Genomic DNA, 17,480 nt, shown 5'->3' with positions numbered 1-17,480 from the left:
CTAATTTATATCCAGTCCATGATGGTAAAAACCATCATAAACTAGACATTTTTATTGGTGAGAATATAGACACTTTAAATGGTTTCTAACAATGGAATTTCGCATAACAGCCATTATGTTAAATGGATGTAAAAAGGCCTCAAATTTGAGGCCTATAAATTCTTCGGTATTACACCATATATTATTCAAGAGGCAACTTGAGAATTGTGCCCTTTGCTACTGAATAAGCTTCTACATGACCAGAAATTTTTGCCTGATCATCAACATAGTGAGCATGAAAATACTCATTTGGGTGGGTTACTACACTTTCTAATTGAGGACCACTATAGATTCCAATCAATTGTCCTTGAGCATTAAGATTATTAAAAATATGCTTTTCTACATGATGTTTTTTTGTATGAGGGGCATGGCTGAATGTGTGCTCATTCATTGTCTGAGTTTTTTTACCTGTTACAACATGCCAACGTAATTCAGGATATTTCCCTTGCAGACGAAATACAAACGGTTGTTCAGTTGATAATCCTAATCGTTTTGCCTCTTTGAGAATGAATTCTTCTAATTGGGATTGATTCATATCCACGGGTAAGGAGATATCATGCCATTTCGATACTTGGCCACTTGCGAAAAGAAAGGCCTGTTCATTAGGATCATGAGGCAAGATTTTTCCTTCTAAATCACTACCTGGACTGACTAGAATTTTGCCATCAATTTGAATAATTTCACCTGTACGTCCCGCAAGTGCCCCTAGCCCCCAGGTATTTTCCTGTTGTGGTACTTCTGATAGTTTAATAGTGCCTCGATCATCACCGGTATAGATCATATGTTTAAAGTTACCGGAATGAGTAAATTTGAAAGGCATATCTGCAGCAATAGAACTAGTAGTGATTGTACTAGCAATAGCTAAGATGCTGAAAAGACGATTTAAATGATTCATTTTGATTTCAATATTTAGAGAGTATAGCTATTAGAAGAGAAACCAATAACTTAGTCAATCTGAACAAATGATTACTCAAAGTTATTATAATTTCGATATTCTGAAGTTAAGAATCTCTAAAATTAACATAATACACCTTATGCGAAATTATCTTTTTTATTTCATATAAATCATAATCTTAAATTACATTCAAAAGCCCAATTTACTTAAATTGGGCTTTTTTGTTGATTCTTCATGTTCCACGCCCTTTATTAAATTATTGATCCAAAGAACTTCTTAGTTAAACTTAAGATAGAACGCCTTCAAAGAAATCCCCTCCCATCATAGCCACACACCTCAAAATTTTATACAATATGCCTTCCCTTCATCTGGTGCTTTTTTATGACCGCTTGGACTGCTCACGTCACTGTTGCAACAGTGGTTGAAAAAGATGGTAAATATCTGTTTGTAGAAGAACAAACAGAAGGTGTCATGCACACCGTTTTTAATCAACCTGCAGGTCATGTTGAAGCTGGTGAAACCCTTATTCAAGCCGCGGTTCGTGAAACCATGGAAGAAACAGGTCACCAAGTTGAAGTCACAGATTTATTGGGTATATACACCTATACCCCACCTATGTTTCCAGATCGTACCTATTACCGCTTCTGTTTTTTAGCAAAATCAACACAGTATTTTGCCAATGCAACATTAGATACAGGTATCGTAGGTGCTGTTTGGATGAGCCTAGATGAGCTGTTAGAAACGGCTCGCGCGCGTAGCCCATTGGTCATCAAAGCCATTCAAGATGCCCAATCAGGACAAAAATTTCCTTTATCGCTCGTTTATGAGCACCAAAATTCTCCCTTAATTTCAAATTTGGATGCCTAATCCTATGCAACAACGTGTCATCGTCGGTATGTCAGGTGGTGTAGACTCATCTGTCTCTGCGGCTTTATTACTTCAACAAGGATATCAAGTTGAAGGTCTTTTCATGAAAAACTGGGAAGAAGATGACGGCACAGAATACTGCACGGCTATGGATGATCTTGCAGATGCGCAAGCCGTATGTGATCGTATCGGTATCAAATTACATACAGCCAACTTCGCAATGGAATATTGGGATCGTGTATTTGAGCACTTCTTGGCTGAATATGCTGCGGGGCGCACCCCAAACCCAGATATTTTATGTAATAAAGAAATTAAGTTCCGTGCATTCCTCGACCATGCCATGAAATTAGGTGCTGACTTCATCGCAACAGGACACTATGCTCGTCGCGGTGAAACCATGACCAACTCTAAAGGTGAGCAATATGCGCCTTTACTCCGTGGCGTGGATAACAACAAAGACCAAACTTATTTCCTACATGCCGTTCATGGTCGTGAAATTAACAAGACCTTGTTCCCTGTCGGTGAAATTGAAAAGCCTCAAGTTCGTAAAATTGCTGAAGATTTAGGTCTTGCAACAGCGAAGAAAAAAGACTCTACAGGTATCTGTTTTATTGGTGAACGCCGATTTAATGACTTCTTGAAGCAATATTTACCTGCTCAACCAGGTAAAATTGTCCTTGAAGATGGTAAAGAGGTTGGTGATCATCACGGCTTAATGTACTATACGCTCGGTCAACGTGGTGGTATTGGTATCGGTGGTATGAAAGGCGCTGAAGAAGGTGCTTGGTTCGTATTACACAAAGATATTGAAGGCAATCGTTTAGTTGTTGGCCAAGGTCATGAGCATCCCCTCATGCAAAGTACCATGTTATGGTCTGAAGCAATTGATTGGGTTGCAGGTGAGCAAGAGATTCCAGAAAATGGTTTCCGTTGCACAGCGAAAACTCGCTATCGCCAACCTGATCAAGCATGTGTCTTATTTAATGACCCAAATGCACCGCAAGGTGTACGTGTAGAATTTGATGAACCTCAACGTGCTGTTACGCCAGGACAAAGCGTTGTGTTTTACGCGGATGAAGTTTGTTTAGGTGGCGGTGTGATTCATCATACTAATGCGCCTAAACCTGATTTTATTTAAAGGAATTTTCAGGCATGACAGAGTTACCGTTCCAGCAGCTTCAGACTCTGAATGATCGTCAAAACAGAGCTTTGGCTTTGGCAGCAGTATTTCAATCGACTCAGCTGACACATATGACAGCCATTGCAGGTCGACAAAATATTGGTGAAAACGGTAACTTCTATTTAGAACAATTAATTAAGGCGAGTTTAAATATTCGCCCTACTTCCAATAAGAATTGTCAAACCTTAGATTTTTTTAACCAGCTTGCAGATATTTCTCTGGGATTGAAAACTTTAGAAAGTAGCATCACCCAACCATTCAATACTGCACCAAAATCAAGAATACCTAAATTTGCCAATGCAAAACTTCCAATGTCCTATGCGATGGCATTATTACATTTAGAAAAGAAAGTATATAGCAACCCAAAATTCGTTGAAATTATTGAAAAATCACAAGAAAAAATACTAAAACAACTCTCCTTTTTTGATCATAATTATCTACATCCAAGTATTCTTGCAAACCTTGCTCAAACCTATGTCGAAACTGCAGGACAGATTAATCCTCGCATTATGGTGAAAGGCAATGCAGAAGCTTTTAAGGATTCTTCGCACACCAATCGTATTCGTGCTTCATTGTTTACAGGTTTACAGATGGCGCATTTATGGCGTCAGTCAGGTGGAAGTTCATGGAGCATGATCTTCACCAAACGCAAGTTACTGAAAGATATTCAAGATCTCGCTCGTTTACAGTTTCAGGTGGTTTAGCCTGATGTATATCGAGTTCTGTTTTACGTTTCATTCCAAAGTTTAAGGAATTGCTATGAACGCTTTAACCGCACTTTCTCCATTAGATGGTCGCTATGCAAGCAAATGTGATGCTTTGCGCCCTTTCCTCTCTGAGTTTGGTTTAATCCATGCTCGTGTGACTGTTGAAGTGCGCTGGTTACAAGCACTTGCAAATCGCCCAGAAATTACTGAAGTGCCAGCTTTTTCTAACGAAACAAATGCAGCTTTAGATGCAATCGTTGCAAATTTCTCTGAAGACGATGCTAACCGTATCAAAGAAATCGAACGCACAACCAACCACGATGTAAAAGCGGTTGAATATTTCTTAAAAGAGAAAATTGCAAACATTGATGAACTTAAAAATGCGGGTGAATTCATTCACTTTGCTTGTACATCTGAAGACATCAACAACTTGTCTCATGCACTCATGCTGAAAAGTGGTCGTGAAGTACTAGCTACGTCTATGCAACAAATCGTGGACTCAATTGTTGCACTTGCAGAAAAACACGCTGATCAACCAATGTTGTCTCGTACACATGGTCAAACTGCAAGCCCAACAACATTGGGGAAAGAAATGGCAAACGTGGCATACCGTCTTGCACGCCAAATCAAACAATTCAACAATGTTGAGCTTCTAGGTAAAATCAATGGTGCGGTAGGTAACTATAATGCTCACCTTTCTGCTTACCCTGAAATTAACTGGCCTGCTCACTCGCAAGCATTTGTTGAATCTTTAGGTCTCACGTTTAACCCGTATACAACTCAAATTGAGCCACACGACTACATGGCTGAATTGTTTGATGCGCTTCGCCGTTTTAACACAATCCTTATCGATTTCAACCGTGATGTTTGGGGTTATATCTCTCTTGGTTTCTTCAAACAAAAATTAAAAGAAGGTGAAGTTGGTTCTTCAACAATGCCACACAAAGTGAACCCAATCGACTTTGAAAACTCTGAAGGTAACTTGGGTATTGCTAATGCAGTCCTTGCTCACCTTGGTGAAAAGCTTCCAATTTCTCGCTGGCAGCGTGACTTAACTGACTCTACTGTTCTTCGTAACATGGGCGTTGGTTTTGCACAAAGCTTGATCGCATTTGAAGCTTGCTTGAAAGGTGTGGGCAAACTTGAATTGAATGCCGACCGTATTCTTGAAGACTTAGACAACGCTCAAGAAGTTCTTGCTGAACCAATTCAAACAGTAATGCGTCGTTATAACGTTGAAAAACCATACGAAAAACTTAAAGCTCTTACTCGTGGTCAAGCAATGACTCGCGAAATGATGGTGAATTTTGTTAATGGTAACGAATTAGAAGCTGTTCCTGCAGCAGATCGTGCGCGTCTTGCTGAAATGACACCTGCATCTTATACAGGTAATGCTGCTGAGCAAGCGAAACAAATTAAAGATTTGATTGCTAAAATCTAAATAGTATTGAATAAAAAAGCGAAGCTTAGGCTTCGCTTTTTTTGTATGAGACTCATCAAATGTTTCAATAAAAATCATGCTTCATCAGGACAGTAACATATAAAGTCAGTTCTGAGCTTTTCTAATTCATCACCAGTTAAAACATCGCTATAGTAAATATAATGAGTCACTTGGGCATATTGAATGTCATGCCTAAACATCATTCCTCGGAGTGATACTGAGATCTCTTCAGGAAAGTCATCCAAAGCAAGCTCTTCAAACTCATAATGAAAATATGCATTTTGCTGTGCAAGAAAAGCAGCTGAAACCGTCATAATAAAAACTCAAAATAAATCATATTCTAACTGATCATCCTGATTACAATGAGCTATTGATATAAACAACTATTTATAAAAATAATGCGATCTGCAGCTTATTCTCAGGATTGATCCATTACAATCATATGAAGAAATTAATCAAATCAACATATAACAAAATGTACTACAAAAAATTTACTCCTAAACACCACCTCGTATTCTTCATTTTCATAATGGTGCTGATCTTGGCAAGTATAAAGCCTCTTGAATATGCTTCTTATAGCTTACATCAACTTGGCACAGCTTTAATGCTGGTGTTTTTGATCTATATACAAAAGAAAGTTGGTTTGAGTTTTATCGCATTTTCTCTCTATATTGGATTTCTGATCATTCATATTCTTGGGGCACACTATTTATATTCGTATGTTCCCTATAATGAATGGTTGATGCACAACTTCGGCATAGATTTAAATGCACAGATGGGTTGGGAGCGAAATATGTATGATCGCTTGGTCCATTTTACCTATGGTCTACTTCTCTATCCTTTTTTCCATAGGATCATTCAATTCTATTTACCCCAATTATCTGCACGAGTACTTTTTCTTATTGTTGTTCAGTTTGTCATGGTCACCAGTCTCATTTACGAATGGATTGAATGGTTGATTGCAATTAATCTTTCCCATGAGGCAGCAGAAAATTATAATGGTCAACAAGGTGATATTTGGGATGCCCATAAAGATATGTTGTTCGCAACACTTGGGTCCATGATCACAGGAATAGTGATGTTATATCGAAAATTAGACTCTCGACCATACAAATGATAAATCATAAAAAAAACCAATCATTAGATTGGCTTTTTTTATTTCATCAAATTTAAAGTTTAGGATCACGTAGTTGCACTAAGTTCGCATTAGTTTTGACTAAAGTGTCCATAACTTTATTCATCACAGCAGGAATCAAACTGTCCGCCATTTGTGCCGCTTGCAGTCCTAATTTCTCACCTAAGGTAGGTTTACGGCGAGTTTGAATCAAGTAAACATCATGCACTGTCAATAAACTTAATAAATACTCATCCGAGGTTTGAAGCTTATCAACCAAATTCAAATCTAATGAATCTTGACCGTACCAATGTTCACCTGTTGCTACTTTTTCAACATTTAACTGTGGACGATATTTTTCAACGAAATGCTTGAACAATGCATGCGTTTGTTGCAACTCTTCTTCAAACTTTGCTTTACCTTCTTCCGTATTTTCACCAAACATGGTCACGGTACGTTTATATTGACCCGCAGTATAAAGCTCAAAATCAACATTATGTTCTTTAAGTAAACGATTAAAATTAGGCACTTGAGCAACAACGCCAATTGAACCAATCACTGCAAATGGAGCAGAAATAATTTCGTTACCGATACATGCCATCATGTATCCACCACTTGCTGCGACTTTATCAACACAAATGGTTAAATGAAAACCAGCATCGCGCAGACGCACCAATTGAGCAGCCGCAAGTCCATAACCATGTACCATCCCACCTGGACTTTCCAAACGAACTACGACACGATCACGCCCTGCTTTAGCAGTCGCCAAAATCAAAGTAATTTCTTCACGAAGATTCTCTACAGCTGAAGCTGCCATGTCACCTTTAAAATCAATTACATATACTTTCTGATTATTCTTTTTACGCGTGCGTGCTTCTTTTGAAAACTGCTGAGACAACTGCAGAAGTTCAAGTTTTGATGCAGTACTTTGCGCAATTTTTTTTCTTTGTTCATTAATACGCGCATTTAAGTGAGTGACTCGAATTTCGGCAGGAAGTTTCGGCAAATGAAATAACATATAAATTCACATCTCTATAATTCATCTTTATGAAGATAACATGAGGTCAAAATAGACAAATTTCAATAGCTTTATTGAAATGTTCTGCCAATCATAAAATCAATTTGATCAACAATCAGCATAAAAAGTAGATACGTTATGCATACTATTTCGTTAGAAAATTATCGAACCGACTCGCAAACACGCATCATGTAATGATAGATACCTATCTTTATAATCAATTAGAGACTCTTATATGATTTCAGAGTGAATAAATTAAATTATATTGGGAAAATAACTATTAAAATCAACATCTTAATACCAATTATTTAACTTCTTAAACTTTTCTAAAATACGTTTTCAAGCGCCAAATTGTGTCGTATCAACATATATTTTTAACTGATTTTTTGGCATTATGGTTGCAGACAGTAATGATGAATAATGATAAATGACTCAAATGCGTTGGCTGGAACTGTTATCAACAGTTCGATTTGGTAGTTCAAAACAAAATACAGAACAAGCACGTAGCCCCTTCCATAAAGATTACGATCGTATTATTTTTTCTCAGAGTTTTAGGCAACTTAACCGTAAAACTCAAGTTCACCCCCTGACTCAACAGGATGGCATTCATACGCGTCTAACACATTCCCTTGAGGTTTCTTGCATCGGACGCTCTTTGGGAATGCTGGCAGCTGAAAAAATTCGTGATGAGTTACCTATGTGGATCTCTCCTGCAGATGTCGGTGCAATTATTCAAGCAGCTTGTCTTGCACACGATATTGGTAATCCCCCTTTTGGTCATGCAGGTGAGTACGCTATTCGTGAATGGTTTGATGATGCATCACACGGCGATTTTTTATCGAGTTTAACCCCTGAACAGCAGGCCGATGTTCGCCAGTTTGAAGGCAATGCTCAAGGTCTTCGTTTACTCACGAAAATTGACTATCACCCTAATGACGGTGGAATGCGCCTCACTTACGCAACCTTAGGAGCTTACTTAAAGTACCCATGGCTTTCTAAAACCATTGACTCTCAGGGGAATACGCCTGCCAGTAAACGAGCTAAGTTTGGTTGCTATCAATCTGAAAAAGAAATTTTGCAACAAATTGGTCACCAATTAGGTCTTATACAATATGATGAATATCATTTCTGTCGCCATCCACTCACCTATTTACTCGAAGCTGCGGATGATATTTGTTATGCCCTGATCGATTTAGAAGATGGCATTATTCTTAACATGCTCAGCTATGAGCAAGTCGAACCTATTTTTTTAAATCTGCTTGGTGACTATGGCTCGCCCGCTGAACTTGCAATGCCATACACCACGTGGCAACAAAAGATTGCAGCATTGCGTGGTCGTGTGATGAAACGCTTGGTTGATGAAGTCACTTCCGCTTTTGCTAAACATCATTTTGAAATTCTGTCAGGACAGCTTAAAGGTAGTTTGCTCCAATATTGCTCGCCCGATATCGAAGCAGGAATTGATTGTGCAAAGAATTTAGCGCGGGAAAAAATCTTTGAGCATCCTCAAAAATCTGGTTTAGAAATCATTGCACATCAAAGCTTACAGCACATACTAGATGCCTTTATTCCGCTTACGACCCCCAATAAAATTCATAATTTTAAGGAAGGACGTTTACTGTCTATTATCTCAGGCTTAGGTGTACGTTTTAGTGATGATCACTATGACAATATCATGCAAGTCTTAGATGTGATCTCAAAATTTTCGGATCATCAGGCTTATCATTTGGCACAGGAACTTCAAGGGAATAAAGTTGGATTTTTATAAACCTTAAATTAGTGTTCAGGAAAAGAGCATAAAGTGTTTTTTGATTTTGCGTTCTGAAGCAATGAACACTACTATGCTGACATAGTGAATTTAACATCGACAAATAAGTGAAATAATTGAATGATTGGATGTCTTATTGGTGAAGTGCTTGCTTTGGAAGCACCAACAGTTTTATTGAATGTAAATGGTGTTGGCTATGAGGTAGATACACCTCTCTCAACATTTTGCCAATTGCAGAAAGGACAAAAAGTCACATTGTGGACGCACTTGGCTGTACGTGAAGATGCTCAATTACTGTATGGATTTTCCAACGCACAAGAAAAAAGTATTTTCCGCACTTTACTTAAAGTGAACGGCGTTGGTCCCAAAATGGCATTGGGTATTCTATCTACACTCAGTGTGGACATGCTCATTCATACCGTTGAACATGAAGATGTAAACACTTTAGTCAAAGTTCCAGGTGTTGGTAAAAAGACTGCAGAGCGTTTGATGATTGAACTTCGAGATCGCTTTAAAGCGCTTGCAGCTCAGCCATCCACATCAAACTCTACAACAGCGCAAATTCAGTTTACGGGTAACTCTGCTGTCGCTGAGGCTGAAGCTGCTTTACAGTCATTAGGTTACAAGCCACTAGAAGCACAAAAGTTAGTCAATACCGTTAAAAGTGACTTCACTGAGGCATCCGATATTATCCGTGCTGCTTTAAAATCGATGAATAAATAAGATCTCATATTATGCAAGACCGTATTATCAGTGGTTCTGAAAAACCAGAAGATCATTTTGATCGTGCCATTCGACCAACATCATTAGATGATTATATTGGTCAACCTGTTGTGCGTGAGCAGATGGAAATTTTCATTGGTGCAGCTCGTGGACGTGGTGAAGCTTTAGACCATACCTTGATTTTTGGTCCTCCGGGTTTAGGTAAAACCACACTTGCCAATATTATCGCGCGTGAAATGGGTGGCAATCTCAAATCCACCTCAGGTCCTGTGTTAGAGCGCGCTGGTGATTTGGCAGCAATGCTCACCAACTTAGAAGAAGGTGACGTTTTATTTATTGATGAGATTCACCGTCTCTCTCCAGTGATCGAGGAAATCCTTTATCCCGCGATGGAAGATTACCAACTGGATATTATGATTGGTGAAGGCCCTGCTGCGCGTTCAATTAAGTTGGATTTACCGCCCTTCACTTTAGTCGCTGCGACTACTCGTGCCGGTTTACTGACCTCTCCGCTTAGAGATCGTTTTGGTATTGTCCAACGATTAGAGTTTTATTCGGTTGAAGATTTGACCCATATCGTGACTCGTTCTGCAAACCTGATGGATGTTCCAATCACAGAAGCTGGTTCGAAGGAAGTGGCTCGTCGTTCTCGTGGTACGCCTCGTATCGCAAACCGTTTACTGCGTCGTGTACGTGACTATGCTCAAGTGAAAGGTACAGGTGAGGTCACACAAGAAATGGCGCAACGTGCGCTTGATATGTTGAATGTAGACAAGGATGGTTTAGATACACTCGACCGCCGTTATTTATCCATGTTATTAGAACGTTTTGATGGTGGTCCTGCAGGTGTTGAAGCTCTAGCAGCGGCAATGGCAGAAGATTCAGGCACGCTGGAAGATGTCATTGAGCCTTACTTGATTCAGCAAGGTTATGTGATGCGTACCGCACGTGGTCGTATTGCAACAAATCAGGCGTATTTGCAGTTTGGGATGACACCACCTGAACCGAAAGAGAAGTGATTTATAAAAAGCAGCTTAGGCTGCTTTTTTTCTTAAATTATTTTTTAAATTTTTATTAATTTCACGCATTAATAAAGAGAGTATTTCTAATCTATTTAATTTATTTCCATTTTTCCAACTTGCTAGCCTTAATATCTTGTTATCTCCATAATCAATATGAGATAAATCTTCAAAAACTTCGAATAACTCAATAGAATGTTTGTTATAAAACTCATCTATTAATTCCTGTGATAAAATAGTAAAATGATCTAATAATTTAATAAAATATTCATGCATATCATTATTGTCTTCCAAATATAGATCAAGTTTCGAATTTTTAAGAATTAATTGATGACTAATTTCTTCCAACTCACCTATCTTTTCCCCAAATATACTTGAGGGATTTGATTTATCTCTACTATTAGTTCTCAGGTAAAACTTGATTATTTCCTGTGCTTTAAAAATATAGTTATTGATTAATATATTACAATCGGCACATATTTCGTAAACTAAATCATTCCATACTATACGCTCTTTAGACTGCAACTCATTTTTTTGTAACGCTATCTGTTGCTCAAATAATTTTTGATTTAGATCAAAAGCAATTTGTTGTGAACTTTTTATTTCTAGTACTACTGTATTAAAAGACATTTCAGTTAATTTAAAACTTCTGACACCATACCAAATTGCAATGATTGTTGCTGAAATTCCTAGAATAAAAGCTATCGCCATTGCAATCATAAAAGACCAAATTGCAGTCGTATCAGTTGAGCTTACATTCAAATCCAAAGGAATTTTCTGCGTTTCAGGATCAACTTGAATACTCGTCGTATATAAAGGCGGTTGTGGCACGGTCCACGGAAGTTGAATCATGACATCTTGATTATGCTTAAGTTCTTCTTCAACGCCCATTAGCTCCCCCACAACTATTAAAATAATTATTTAAAATGAATAATTTACAAATAATAACAACTTTAAATCTATGGATAAAGCATTAAAAATCAATGCTTCATGTTCACTATACTTTTCATGTATTTCGATATACCTGTTAAGTTTTGCAACCATCAGAAGTGAATGAGAAGCTCCTAAAACTTTAGGATTTTTAGGACATTAAGTTCATGATTTCACTTAGGCTATTTTCTGCTTGTACTATCTTGCCCCTTTGTTCAACCTTGAGTTTTGCAGATTGGGTTGATGACGGTTCAAACGCGGTTGAACAACATACCATCAAATTAAGACAACACATTCACCAACATCCCGAACTCGGCAATATGGAATTTAAAACCTCGGCTCTGGTTCAAAAAGAGTTAAAAAAATATGGGATTGAAGTCCGCACAGGCTATGCCAAAACAGGTGTAATCGGAATTCTTAAAGGTGCAAAACCTGGCCCAGTAATGGCATTACGTGCAGATATGGATGCATTACCGATTGAGGAAAAAACAGGACTTTCTTTTGCAAGTAAAGCAAAGGCAACCTATCAAGGCAAAGAAACGCCAGTCATGCATGCCTGTGGACATGATGCTCACACAGCAATGTTATTAGGCGCTGCAAAAGTGCTTTCGGAAAATAAAGATAAAATTGCAGGTACTGTTGTGTTTGTCTTCCAACCAGCTGAAGAAGGTGGAGCAGATATTGATAACTTTAGCCATGGTGATCAAATTGGTTCACGTAAGATGATTGCAGATGGGGCTTTAAAAAATCCTAAGCCTGAAGTGATCTTCGGTATGCATGTTATGGCGGGTATGCCAAGTGGTCATATTTTTTATAAAGATGGCACTATTTTAAACAGTGCAGATCACTTGCGCATTCAGGTCAGTGGAAAACAAGTTCATGGTTCTATGCCATGGCTTGGACGCGATCCCATTTACGCTTCATCTCAAATGATTAGTAATATGCAGAGTTTGATCAGCCGTCGTGCAGATTTAACCAAAGGTATGGGGGCAATCAGTATTGGTAGTATTCAAGGTGGAACGGTAGGAAATGTGATACCAGAGCAAGTCAATATGGTTGGCACGATTCGATCAAATAAGGAAGAGGTCCGCCAGAATATTCTCAAGGATTTACCGAAATTGATCGAACATAATGCTCATGCAAATGACGTAAAAGCCAAAGTAGAAATTGCCGCTTATGCCCCCGTCACCACGAACGACAAAACGCTAACTCAACTCATCGCGCCATCACTTGCGAAAGTTCACGGTGAAGATAAATTACATGTGCTCGAGAACAATGCGAGTGCAAGTGAAGACTTTGCCTATTATGGTCAACTTATGCCTTCATTGTTCATTTTCATTGGTGCAACACCTCAAGATCAAGAGATGAGTAAGGCTGCACCCAATCATAACCCTCAATTTATTGTAGATGATGCGACATTAAAAACTGGCGTTGAAAGCCACATTCGTTTTGTGATGGACTATCCGAATATTGCACAACAAGTTCAACAAGATTGGAATAACAAATCTTAAGCATCATAAAAAAATCCTCCTTGATGGAGGATTTTTTTATTTCAAAAATTTATTTCTTCTCGATGAACTCTTTAAAATCTGCTTTACGAATCATCGCATGGATGCCTTTGGTTTTATCTACAACTTGAGAAACTTCAAAATCAGTCGCAGCGCTGAGATAAGCATATGCAATTTCTTCACTTATGCCATATTCATTTACTAAGAAATTGATTGCTTCACGCGTAGATTTACGCATTGCTTCATCCAAATCTTCATCTAAACCAGGCGTGTTGAACGAAATGACTATCACCTGTGTAGAATAATGCACCTGGAACTTGAACAGGATAATAAGCGGTTGCCCCAGCAGTTAAATCATTAATATCAATATTTCCACCATAAAATGAGGGTGGAACTGAGTGAACAGGTTCGCTGGTATTCGGTGCAACACCCATTGTTCCCATAAACGGATTTAATGGAAAACGAATCGCTTTACCAGATTCTGTTTGAATCACCCCCTCCCATACACCCTCTTTATTTTGAGCAATGGGTGTAAATACTGAAACATTGCCATAAGCATCTGGATTTTCTGGCGAAGCATGATCATGTTTTTGTCGTTTAGGGAATTCAGGCAATGTACCATTACCATGGCGGTTCGAAATAACACCATAAAGAACACGTGGTTCTATTTTCAATATTTCAACTTTAAGCACGTCTCCCGGCATTGCACCTTCAACGTAGATCGGAACAGTAATAATGTGTGGACCATCTTTATGGAAATCATGCTTTAAATTAGAGCGGGTGATCAATTTCGCTTCATCTAAAATGTGCTCTTTTTTAACACCTTTAAATGTAAAGTATTTTTCAGCATCACGCCCTTGATCCTCTAATAAACCTTCATGTGACACTGTATCAAAAGTCACATGACTCCCCGATGGAACCGTTAAAACTGGCTTAGCATCTTTATTCGGTAGATAACCCCATTGAATAGTATTGAGTGTGCTTGGAATATAATAGTGTCCAGCATATTCCCCTTTTTTTAGTAAAACTGGCTTGCTTTCAATCTGTTTTAAAATTTTAAAATCTTCAGCCGAGCTAAAAGTCGACAAACTTAATATTGATGTAGCAATCGAAATCGATAAAGCTAACTTTTTTAACATGCACTCAAATCCAACTATAAATTTCATGTGAATTTATTTAATCAATCCCTATGCCAAACATGATTAAAATTCAATTAAATCTGCATTTTCATCTTAAAATATTTCGCCCAATCTACAGCTATTTTTGAAATCTTGTGCCATTGGTCTGTAAAAATGGAGTGCTAAACTTCAAGCCTTTCAAACATTGTACAAATCAGCGTTTCGCATTCTTTGTCAAGAATGTTGCAAAACACTGGACTATTTAAAGTAATGGAACACCTGTATGGCGAACAAATTTGAATTTCAAATCCGAGTGTATATTGAAGATACAGATGCAGGAGGCATTGTTTATCATGCCAATCATATTCGCTTTATGGAACGCGCACGTACAGAATGGTTACGCGCTTCAGGGATTTCACATTACTGGCATCAAAAAGATTACAACTTTGTCGTGCATAAATTAGCGCTTAAATATTCACGTCCAATATTAATGGATGACTTAATTACTGTTACAGCAAGTGTAGTTTCGTGTAAAGCAACGTCTTTTGTATTGCAACAAAATATTTATCGTGGTGAAATCATGCTAGCTTCAGGGGAAGTAGAATTGGCGTGTATTAGCGCTGAAATGAAACCGCTGAGAATTCCAAATGAAATCCGTGATCTAATCGAAAAAGAATTAGCCCACGCATAAAAATATGATTGGCACATGTAACTATGGCAACACAACTCGAATCTTCACTTCACGTCACAGATTTAATTCTTCAAGCGAGTCCAGTCGTACAACTGGTCATGCTGGTGTTGGTACTAGCTTCACTCTTTAGCTGGTACCTTATTGCCAAGTTACATATGACGTTTAAGAAAGCTCGCCAAGGTGATGATCATTTTCAGAAGATTTTTTGGTCTGGTGCAGAACTCAATACTTTATATAACAATGCACAAGTCAACTCTAAGCGTGAAGGCTTGGAAGATGTTTTTTATCTTGGTTTTGCAGAATTTCTCAAACTCAAAAAAACCAAAGCTGAAACAGCACAAGTCATTGATGGCACAGAGCGTATTCTTGGGGTGGGTTTAAGCCGAGATCAGAGCCGTATGGAACAAGGCCTCAGTGCACTTGCCAGTATTGGTTCAGTTGCGCCCTATGTTGGTTTATTTGGTACAGTTTGGGGCATTATGAATGCTTTTATCGGCTTAGCCCAAGTCGATCAAGTGACGCTAGCAACTGTCGCACCAGGTATCGCGGAAGCCCTCATTGCGACTGCTATTGGTTTATTTGCTGCGATTCCTGCAGTACTTGCATTCAACCACTATACGGCCAAAAGTGAAGAAATTTACTCAGATCGTTCCTTGTTTGCTGAAGAAATGGTGGCGCTTTTACAACGTCGTTCTGTGGGTTCTACACAGGAAGCTGAATAAATGGCCGTTCGTCGCTCAGGGCGTTTCCAACGCATCAAAAAGCCACTTAACAGTGACATGAATGTAGTTCCTTATATTGATGTCATGTTAGTACTTTTAGTGATTTTTATGGTGACCGCACCAATGATCACAAGTGGCATAAAAGTTGATTTACCTGAAGCAAACAGTGTACCGATTGAATCTAAGGATGCACCAGCTATGGTGACTTTAGATCAACAAGGACAATACTTTTTAGAATACAAGGGTAGCCAACCAAGTCCACTGAGCTTGCAGGAATTACAACAGACACTTCGTGATGCACAACAAATTGCTGAACGTGAGAATAAACAATTTAGTGTCGTCATCAATGGTCATAATACTCGACCTTACGGTGAGGTGATGACGCTCATGTCTAACTTACAAGATGCAGGGATCAATCAAGTTGGCTTGCTGACCAAACCGATTCAATAAGCTATGAAAGAATCTAACTCCCGCTTTTCAAAAGAAAAGAAAATTGCAATCGGATTCACTGTTGCGGTCCATGTGATTGCGATCACAGGCTTATTGTTTCTTGGATTGACTCAACCTCCTGAGCCAACTAAAACTGTTAAAACAGTTTTAGTGAAACCTGAGGATCTAGTACCACCTGAACCCACGCCATTGGTTGAATCTGATCATTCAGATACAGCGCACCAGAACGTTCAAGAAAATGTTCAACAGACCAATGAGCCGATTCAAAATGCACCAGTGATTCCTGTTGCACCTGCTGTACTTCCTCCAGCTCAACCAAAAGTTGAAGAGCCAAAATCCGACCGTAAAGCTGAGCAAGCGGCTGCGGTTAAAGCTCAACAAGAAGCCGAACGTAAAGCAGCGGCTGAAGCACAACGTAAAGCGACTCAAGAAATGAATCGTAAAGCTAAAGCTGAGGCCGATGCTAGAGCTAAACAAGAAGCCGCCCAAAAAGCCAAAGCAGCTGAGCAAAGCGCAAAACAGGAACAACAACAAAAGGCGAAAGCTGATGCGGCTTTAAAAGCGAAACAAGAAGCTGATCGTAAAGCTAAAGCTGAGGCAACTCAAGCCAAAGCTAAGCAAGAAGCCGATCGGAAAGCCAAAGCTGCTGCGGAAGCCAAAGCAAAACAAGATGCTGATCGTAAAGCTAAAGCGGAAGCAGATGCAAAAGCCAAACAGGATGCTGATCGTAAAGCTAAGGCTGCAGCTGATGCCAAAGCTAAAGCGGAAGCTGATGCGAAAGCTCGTCTGGAAGCACAAAGAAAAGCGGATGCCGAAGCCAGAGAACGTGCCGAAGCTGAAGCTCGAGAATCTGCCTCTGAAAGAGCTAGACAAGAAGCAGCCAACAAAAAAGCTGAATCTAAACGCATCGCTTCTTCAGCAAAAAGAGACTTTGAGCAAAAAATTAAAGGTGCTTGGAGAATGCCAATAGGCTCTTCAGGTCAAAAAGCGACAGCACGCGTGACATTATCTGACAGTGGTTCTGTGACTTCAGTCATCGTCAATGCATCAGATCCAGATGTCAAAGCCAGTGTCGAACAGGCTGTACGTGCAGCAGCACCATATCCGATGCCATCCGATCCTGATGCAAGGCGTGAAGCTCGTAGTTTCACTTCTTCATTCACCGTGAAATAATAAAAAACCTTTCGATTCGTCGAAAGGTTTTTTCATGAATTGCGGATAATTACACGCTTTATATAGATTCGGTACGGAGCTATATGCTAAAAAGCTAGAATATTCGAAAAATTAGTA

The 17,480-nt window shown here is 38.9% G+C and carries 17 protein-coding genes and 1 pseudogene; 13 read left to right on the top strand and 5 right to left on the bottom strand.

Features of this window, described 5'->3' with window-relative positions; translation table 11 throughout:
• Nucleotides 1-181 precede the first annotated feature (181 nt).
• Nucleotides 182-934, bottom strand: coding sequence for an acetolactate decarboxylase (locus tag AC1M9L_RS03520; RefSeq protein ID WP_153371340.1), 753 nt, complete (start codon nt 932-934; stop codon nt 182-184).
• Nucleotides 935-1,315: 381 nt separating this feature from the next.
• Between AC1M9L_RS03520 and AC1M9L_RS03515 the strand changes: the two genes are divergently transcribed.
• From AC1M9L_RS03515 to purB, 4 genes are read left to right on the top strand one after another with little or no spacing between them, the layout of a single operon-like run.
• Nucleotides 1,316-1,801 carry an NUDIX hydrolase gene (locus tag AC1M9L_RS03515; RefSeq protein WP_035265740.1) on the top strand — a complete coding sequence of 162 codons (486 nt, stop codon included), beginning with the start codon at nt 1,316-1,318 and terminating at the stop codon, nt 1,799-1,801.
• 4 nt (nt 1,802-1,805) lie between these two features.
• Nucleotides 1,806-2,939, top strand: a complete 1,134-nt coding sequence (gene mnmA / locus AC1M9L_RS03510) for a tRNA 2-thiouridine(34) synthase MnmA (RefSeq protein ID WP_035265757.1) — start codon at nt 1,806-1,808, stop codon at nt 2,937-2,939.
• Between the two features lie 14 nt (nt 2,940-2,953).
• Nucleotides 2,954-3,685, top strand: coding sequence for a high frequency lysogenization protein HflD (gene hflD, locus AC1M9L_RS03505; RefSeq protein WP_092766084.1), 732 nt, complete (start codon nt 2,954-2,956; stop codon nt 3,683-3,685).
• Between the two features lie 55 nt (nt 3,686-3,740).
• Nucleotides 3,741-5,129, top strand: a complete 1,389-nt coding sequence (gene purB / locus AC1M9L_RS03500) for an adenylosuccinate lyase (protein WP_092766083.1) — start codon at nt 3,741-3,743, stop codon at nt 5,127-5,129.
• A 74-nt stretch (nt 5,130-5,203) separates the two neighbouring features.
• Here the strand turns inward: purB and AC1M9L_RS03495 are convergent, their stop codons facing one another.
• Nucleotides 5,204-5,443, bottom strand: a complete 240-nt coding sequence (locus AC1M9L_RS03495) for a hypothetical protein (protein WP_481591340.1) — start codon at nt 5,441-5,443, stop codon at nt 5,204-5,206.
• A gap of 161 nt (nt 5,444-5,604) precedes the next feature.
• Here AC1M9L_RS03495 and AC1M9L_RS03490 point away from each other — a divergent pair, with 161 nt between their 5' ends.
• A complete protein-coding gene (locus AC1M9L_RS03490; RefSeq protein WP_481591346.1) occupies nt 5,605-6,246 on the top strand; it encodes a DUF2238 domain-containing protein in 642 nt (213 codons plus the stop codon).
• A 52-nt stretch (nt 6,247-6,298) separates the two neighbouring features.
• On the opposite strand, the gene sohB is transcribed toward AC1M9L_RS03490, so the two are convergent.
• A complete protein-coding gene (sohB, locus tag AC1M9L_RS03485) occupies nt 6,299-7,261 on the bottom strand; it encodes a protease SohB (protein WP_179998383.1) in 963 nt (320 codons plus the stop codon).
• Between the two features lie 427 nt (nt 7,262-7,688).
• On the opposite strand from sohB, the gene AC1M9L_RS03480 reads away from it, so the two are divergent.
• From AC1M9L_RS03480 to ruvB, 3 genes are all read left to right on the top strand, one after another.
• Complete coding sequence (locus AC1M9L_RS03480) at nt 7,689-9,029, top strand: deoxyguanosinetriphosphate triphosphohydrolase (RefSeq protein WP_481591339.1); 1,341 nt, start codon at nt 7,689-7,691, stop codon at nt 9,027-9,029.
• A gap of 120 nt (nt 9,030-9,149) precedes the next feature.
• The gene (gene ruvA / locus AC1M9L_RS03475) at nt 9,150-9,752 is read left to right on the top strand and encodes a Holliday junction branch migration protein RuvA (RefSeq protein ID WP_092766079.1); all 603 of its coding nucleotides are present in this window, start codon (nt 9,150-9,152) and stop codon (nt 9,750-9,752) included.
• 11 nt (nt 9,753-9,763) lie between these two features.
• Nucleotides 9,764-10,771, top strand: a complete 1,008-nt coding sequence (gene ruvB / locus AC1M9L_RS03470; protein WP_035265728.1) for a Holliday junction branch migration DNA helicase RuvB — start codon at nt 9,764-9,766, stop codon at nt 10,769-10,771.
• 15 nt (nt 10,772-10,786) lie between these two features.
• Here the strand turns inward: ruvB and AC1M9L_RS03465 are convergent, their stop codons facing one another.
• Entirely contained in the window at nt 10,787-11,662 is an 876-nt protein-coding gene (locus AC1M9L_RS03465; RefSeq protein ID WP_481591338.1) for a hypothetical protein, read from the bottom strand.
• A 206-nt stretch (nt 11,663-11,868) separates the two neighbouring features.
• Between AC1M9L_RS03465 and AC1M9L_RS03460 the strand changes: the two genes are divergently transcribed.
• Nucleotides 11,869-13,212: an amidohydrolase gene (locus tag AC1M9L_RS03460; protein ID WP_481591337.1), complete on the top strand. Its 1,344-nt coding sequence runs from the start codon at nt 11,869-11,871 to the stop codon at nt 13,210-13,212.
• A gap of 49 nt (nt 13,213-13,261) precedes the next feature.
• Here the strand turns inward: AC1M9L_RS03460 and AC1M9L_RS03455 are convergent.
• Nucleotides 13,262-14,348: pseudogene (locus AC1M9L_RS03455) on the bottom strand (acetamidase/formamidase family protein).
• 262 nt (nt 14,349-14,610) lie between these two features.
• On the opposite strand from AC1M9L_RS03455, the gene ybgC reads away from it, so the two are divergent.
• From ybgC to tolA, 4 genes are read left to right on the top strand one after another with little or no spacing between them, the layout of a single operon-like run.
• Nucleotides 14,611-15,018, top strand: coding sequence for a tol-pal system-associated acyl-CoA thioesterase (ybgC, locus tag AC1M9L_RS03450; protein ID WP_035265725.1), 408 nt, complete (start codon nt 14,611-14,613; stop codon nt 15,016-15,018).
• Nucleotides 15,019-15,041: 23 nt separating this feature from the next.
• A complete protein-coding gene (tolQ, locus tag AC1M9L_RS03445; RefSeq protein ID WP_179998400.1) occupies nt 15,042-15,740 on the top strand; it encodes a protein TolQ in 699 nt (232 codons plus the stop codon).
• Complete coding sequence (gene tolR, locus AC1M9L_RS03440; protein ID WP_481589753.1) at nt 15,741-16,190, top strand: protein TolR; 450 nt, start codon at nt 15,741-15,743, stop codon at nt 16,188-16,190.
• 3 nt (nt 16,191-16,193) lie between these two features.
• Nucleotides 16,194-17,363, top strand: coding sequence for a cell envelope integrity protein TolA (tolA, locus tag AC1M9L_RS03435; RefSeq protein ID WP_481591336.1), 1,170 nt, complete (start codon nt 16,194-16,196; stop codon nt 17,361-17,363).
• The last annotated feature ends 117 nt before the right edge of the window (nt 17,364-17,480 follow it).

The organism is Acinetobacter sp. ANC_7511 (assembly GCF_056779975.1).
This window is presented reverse-complemented; position numbering and strand designations above follow the sequence as displayed.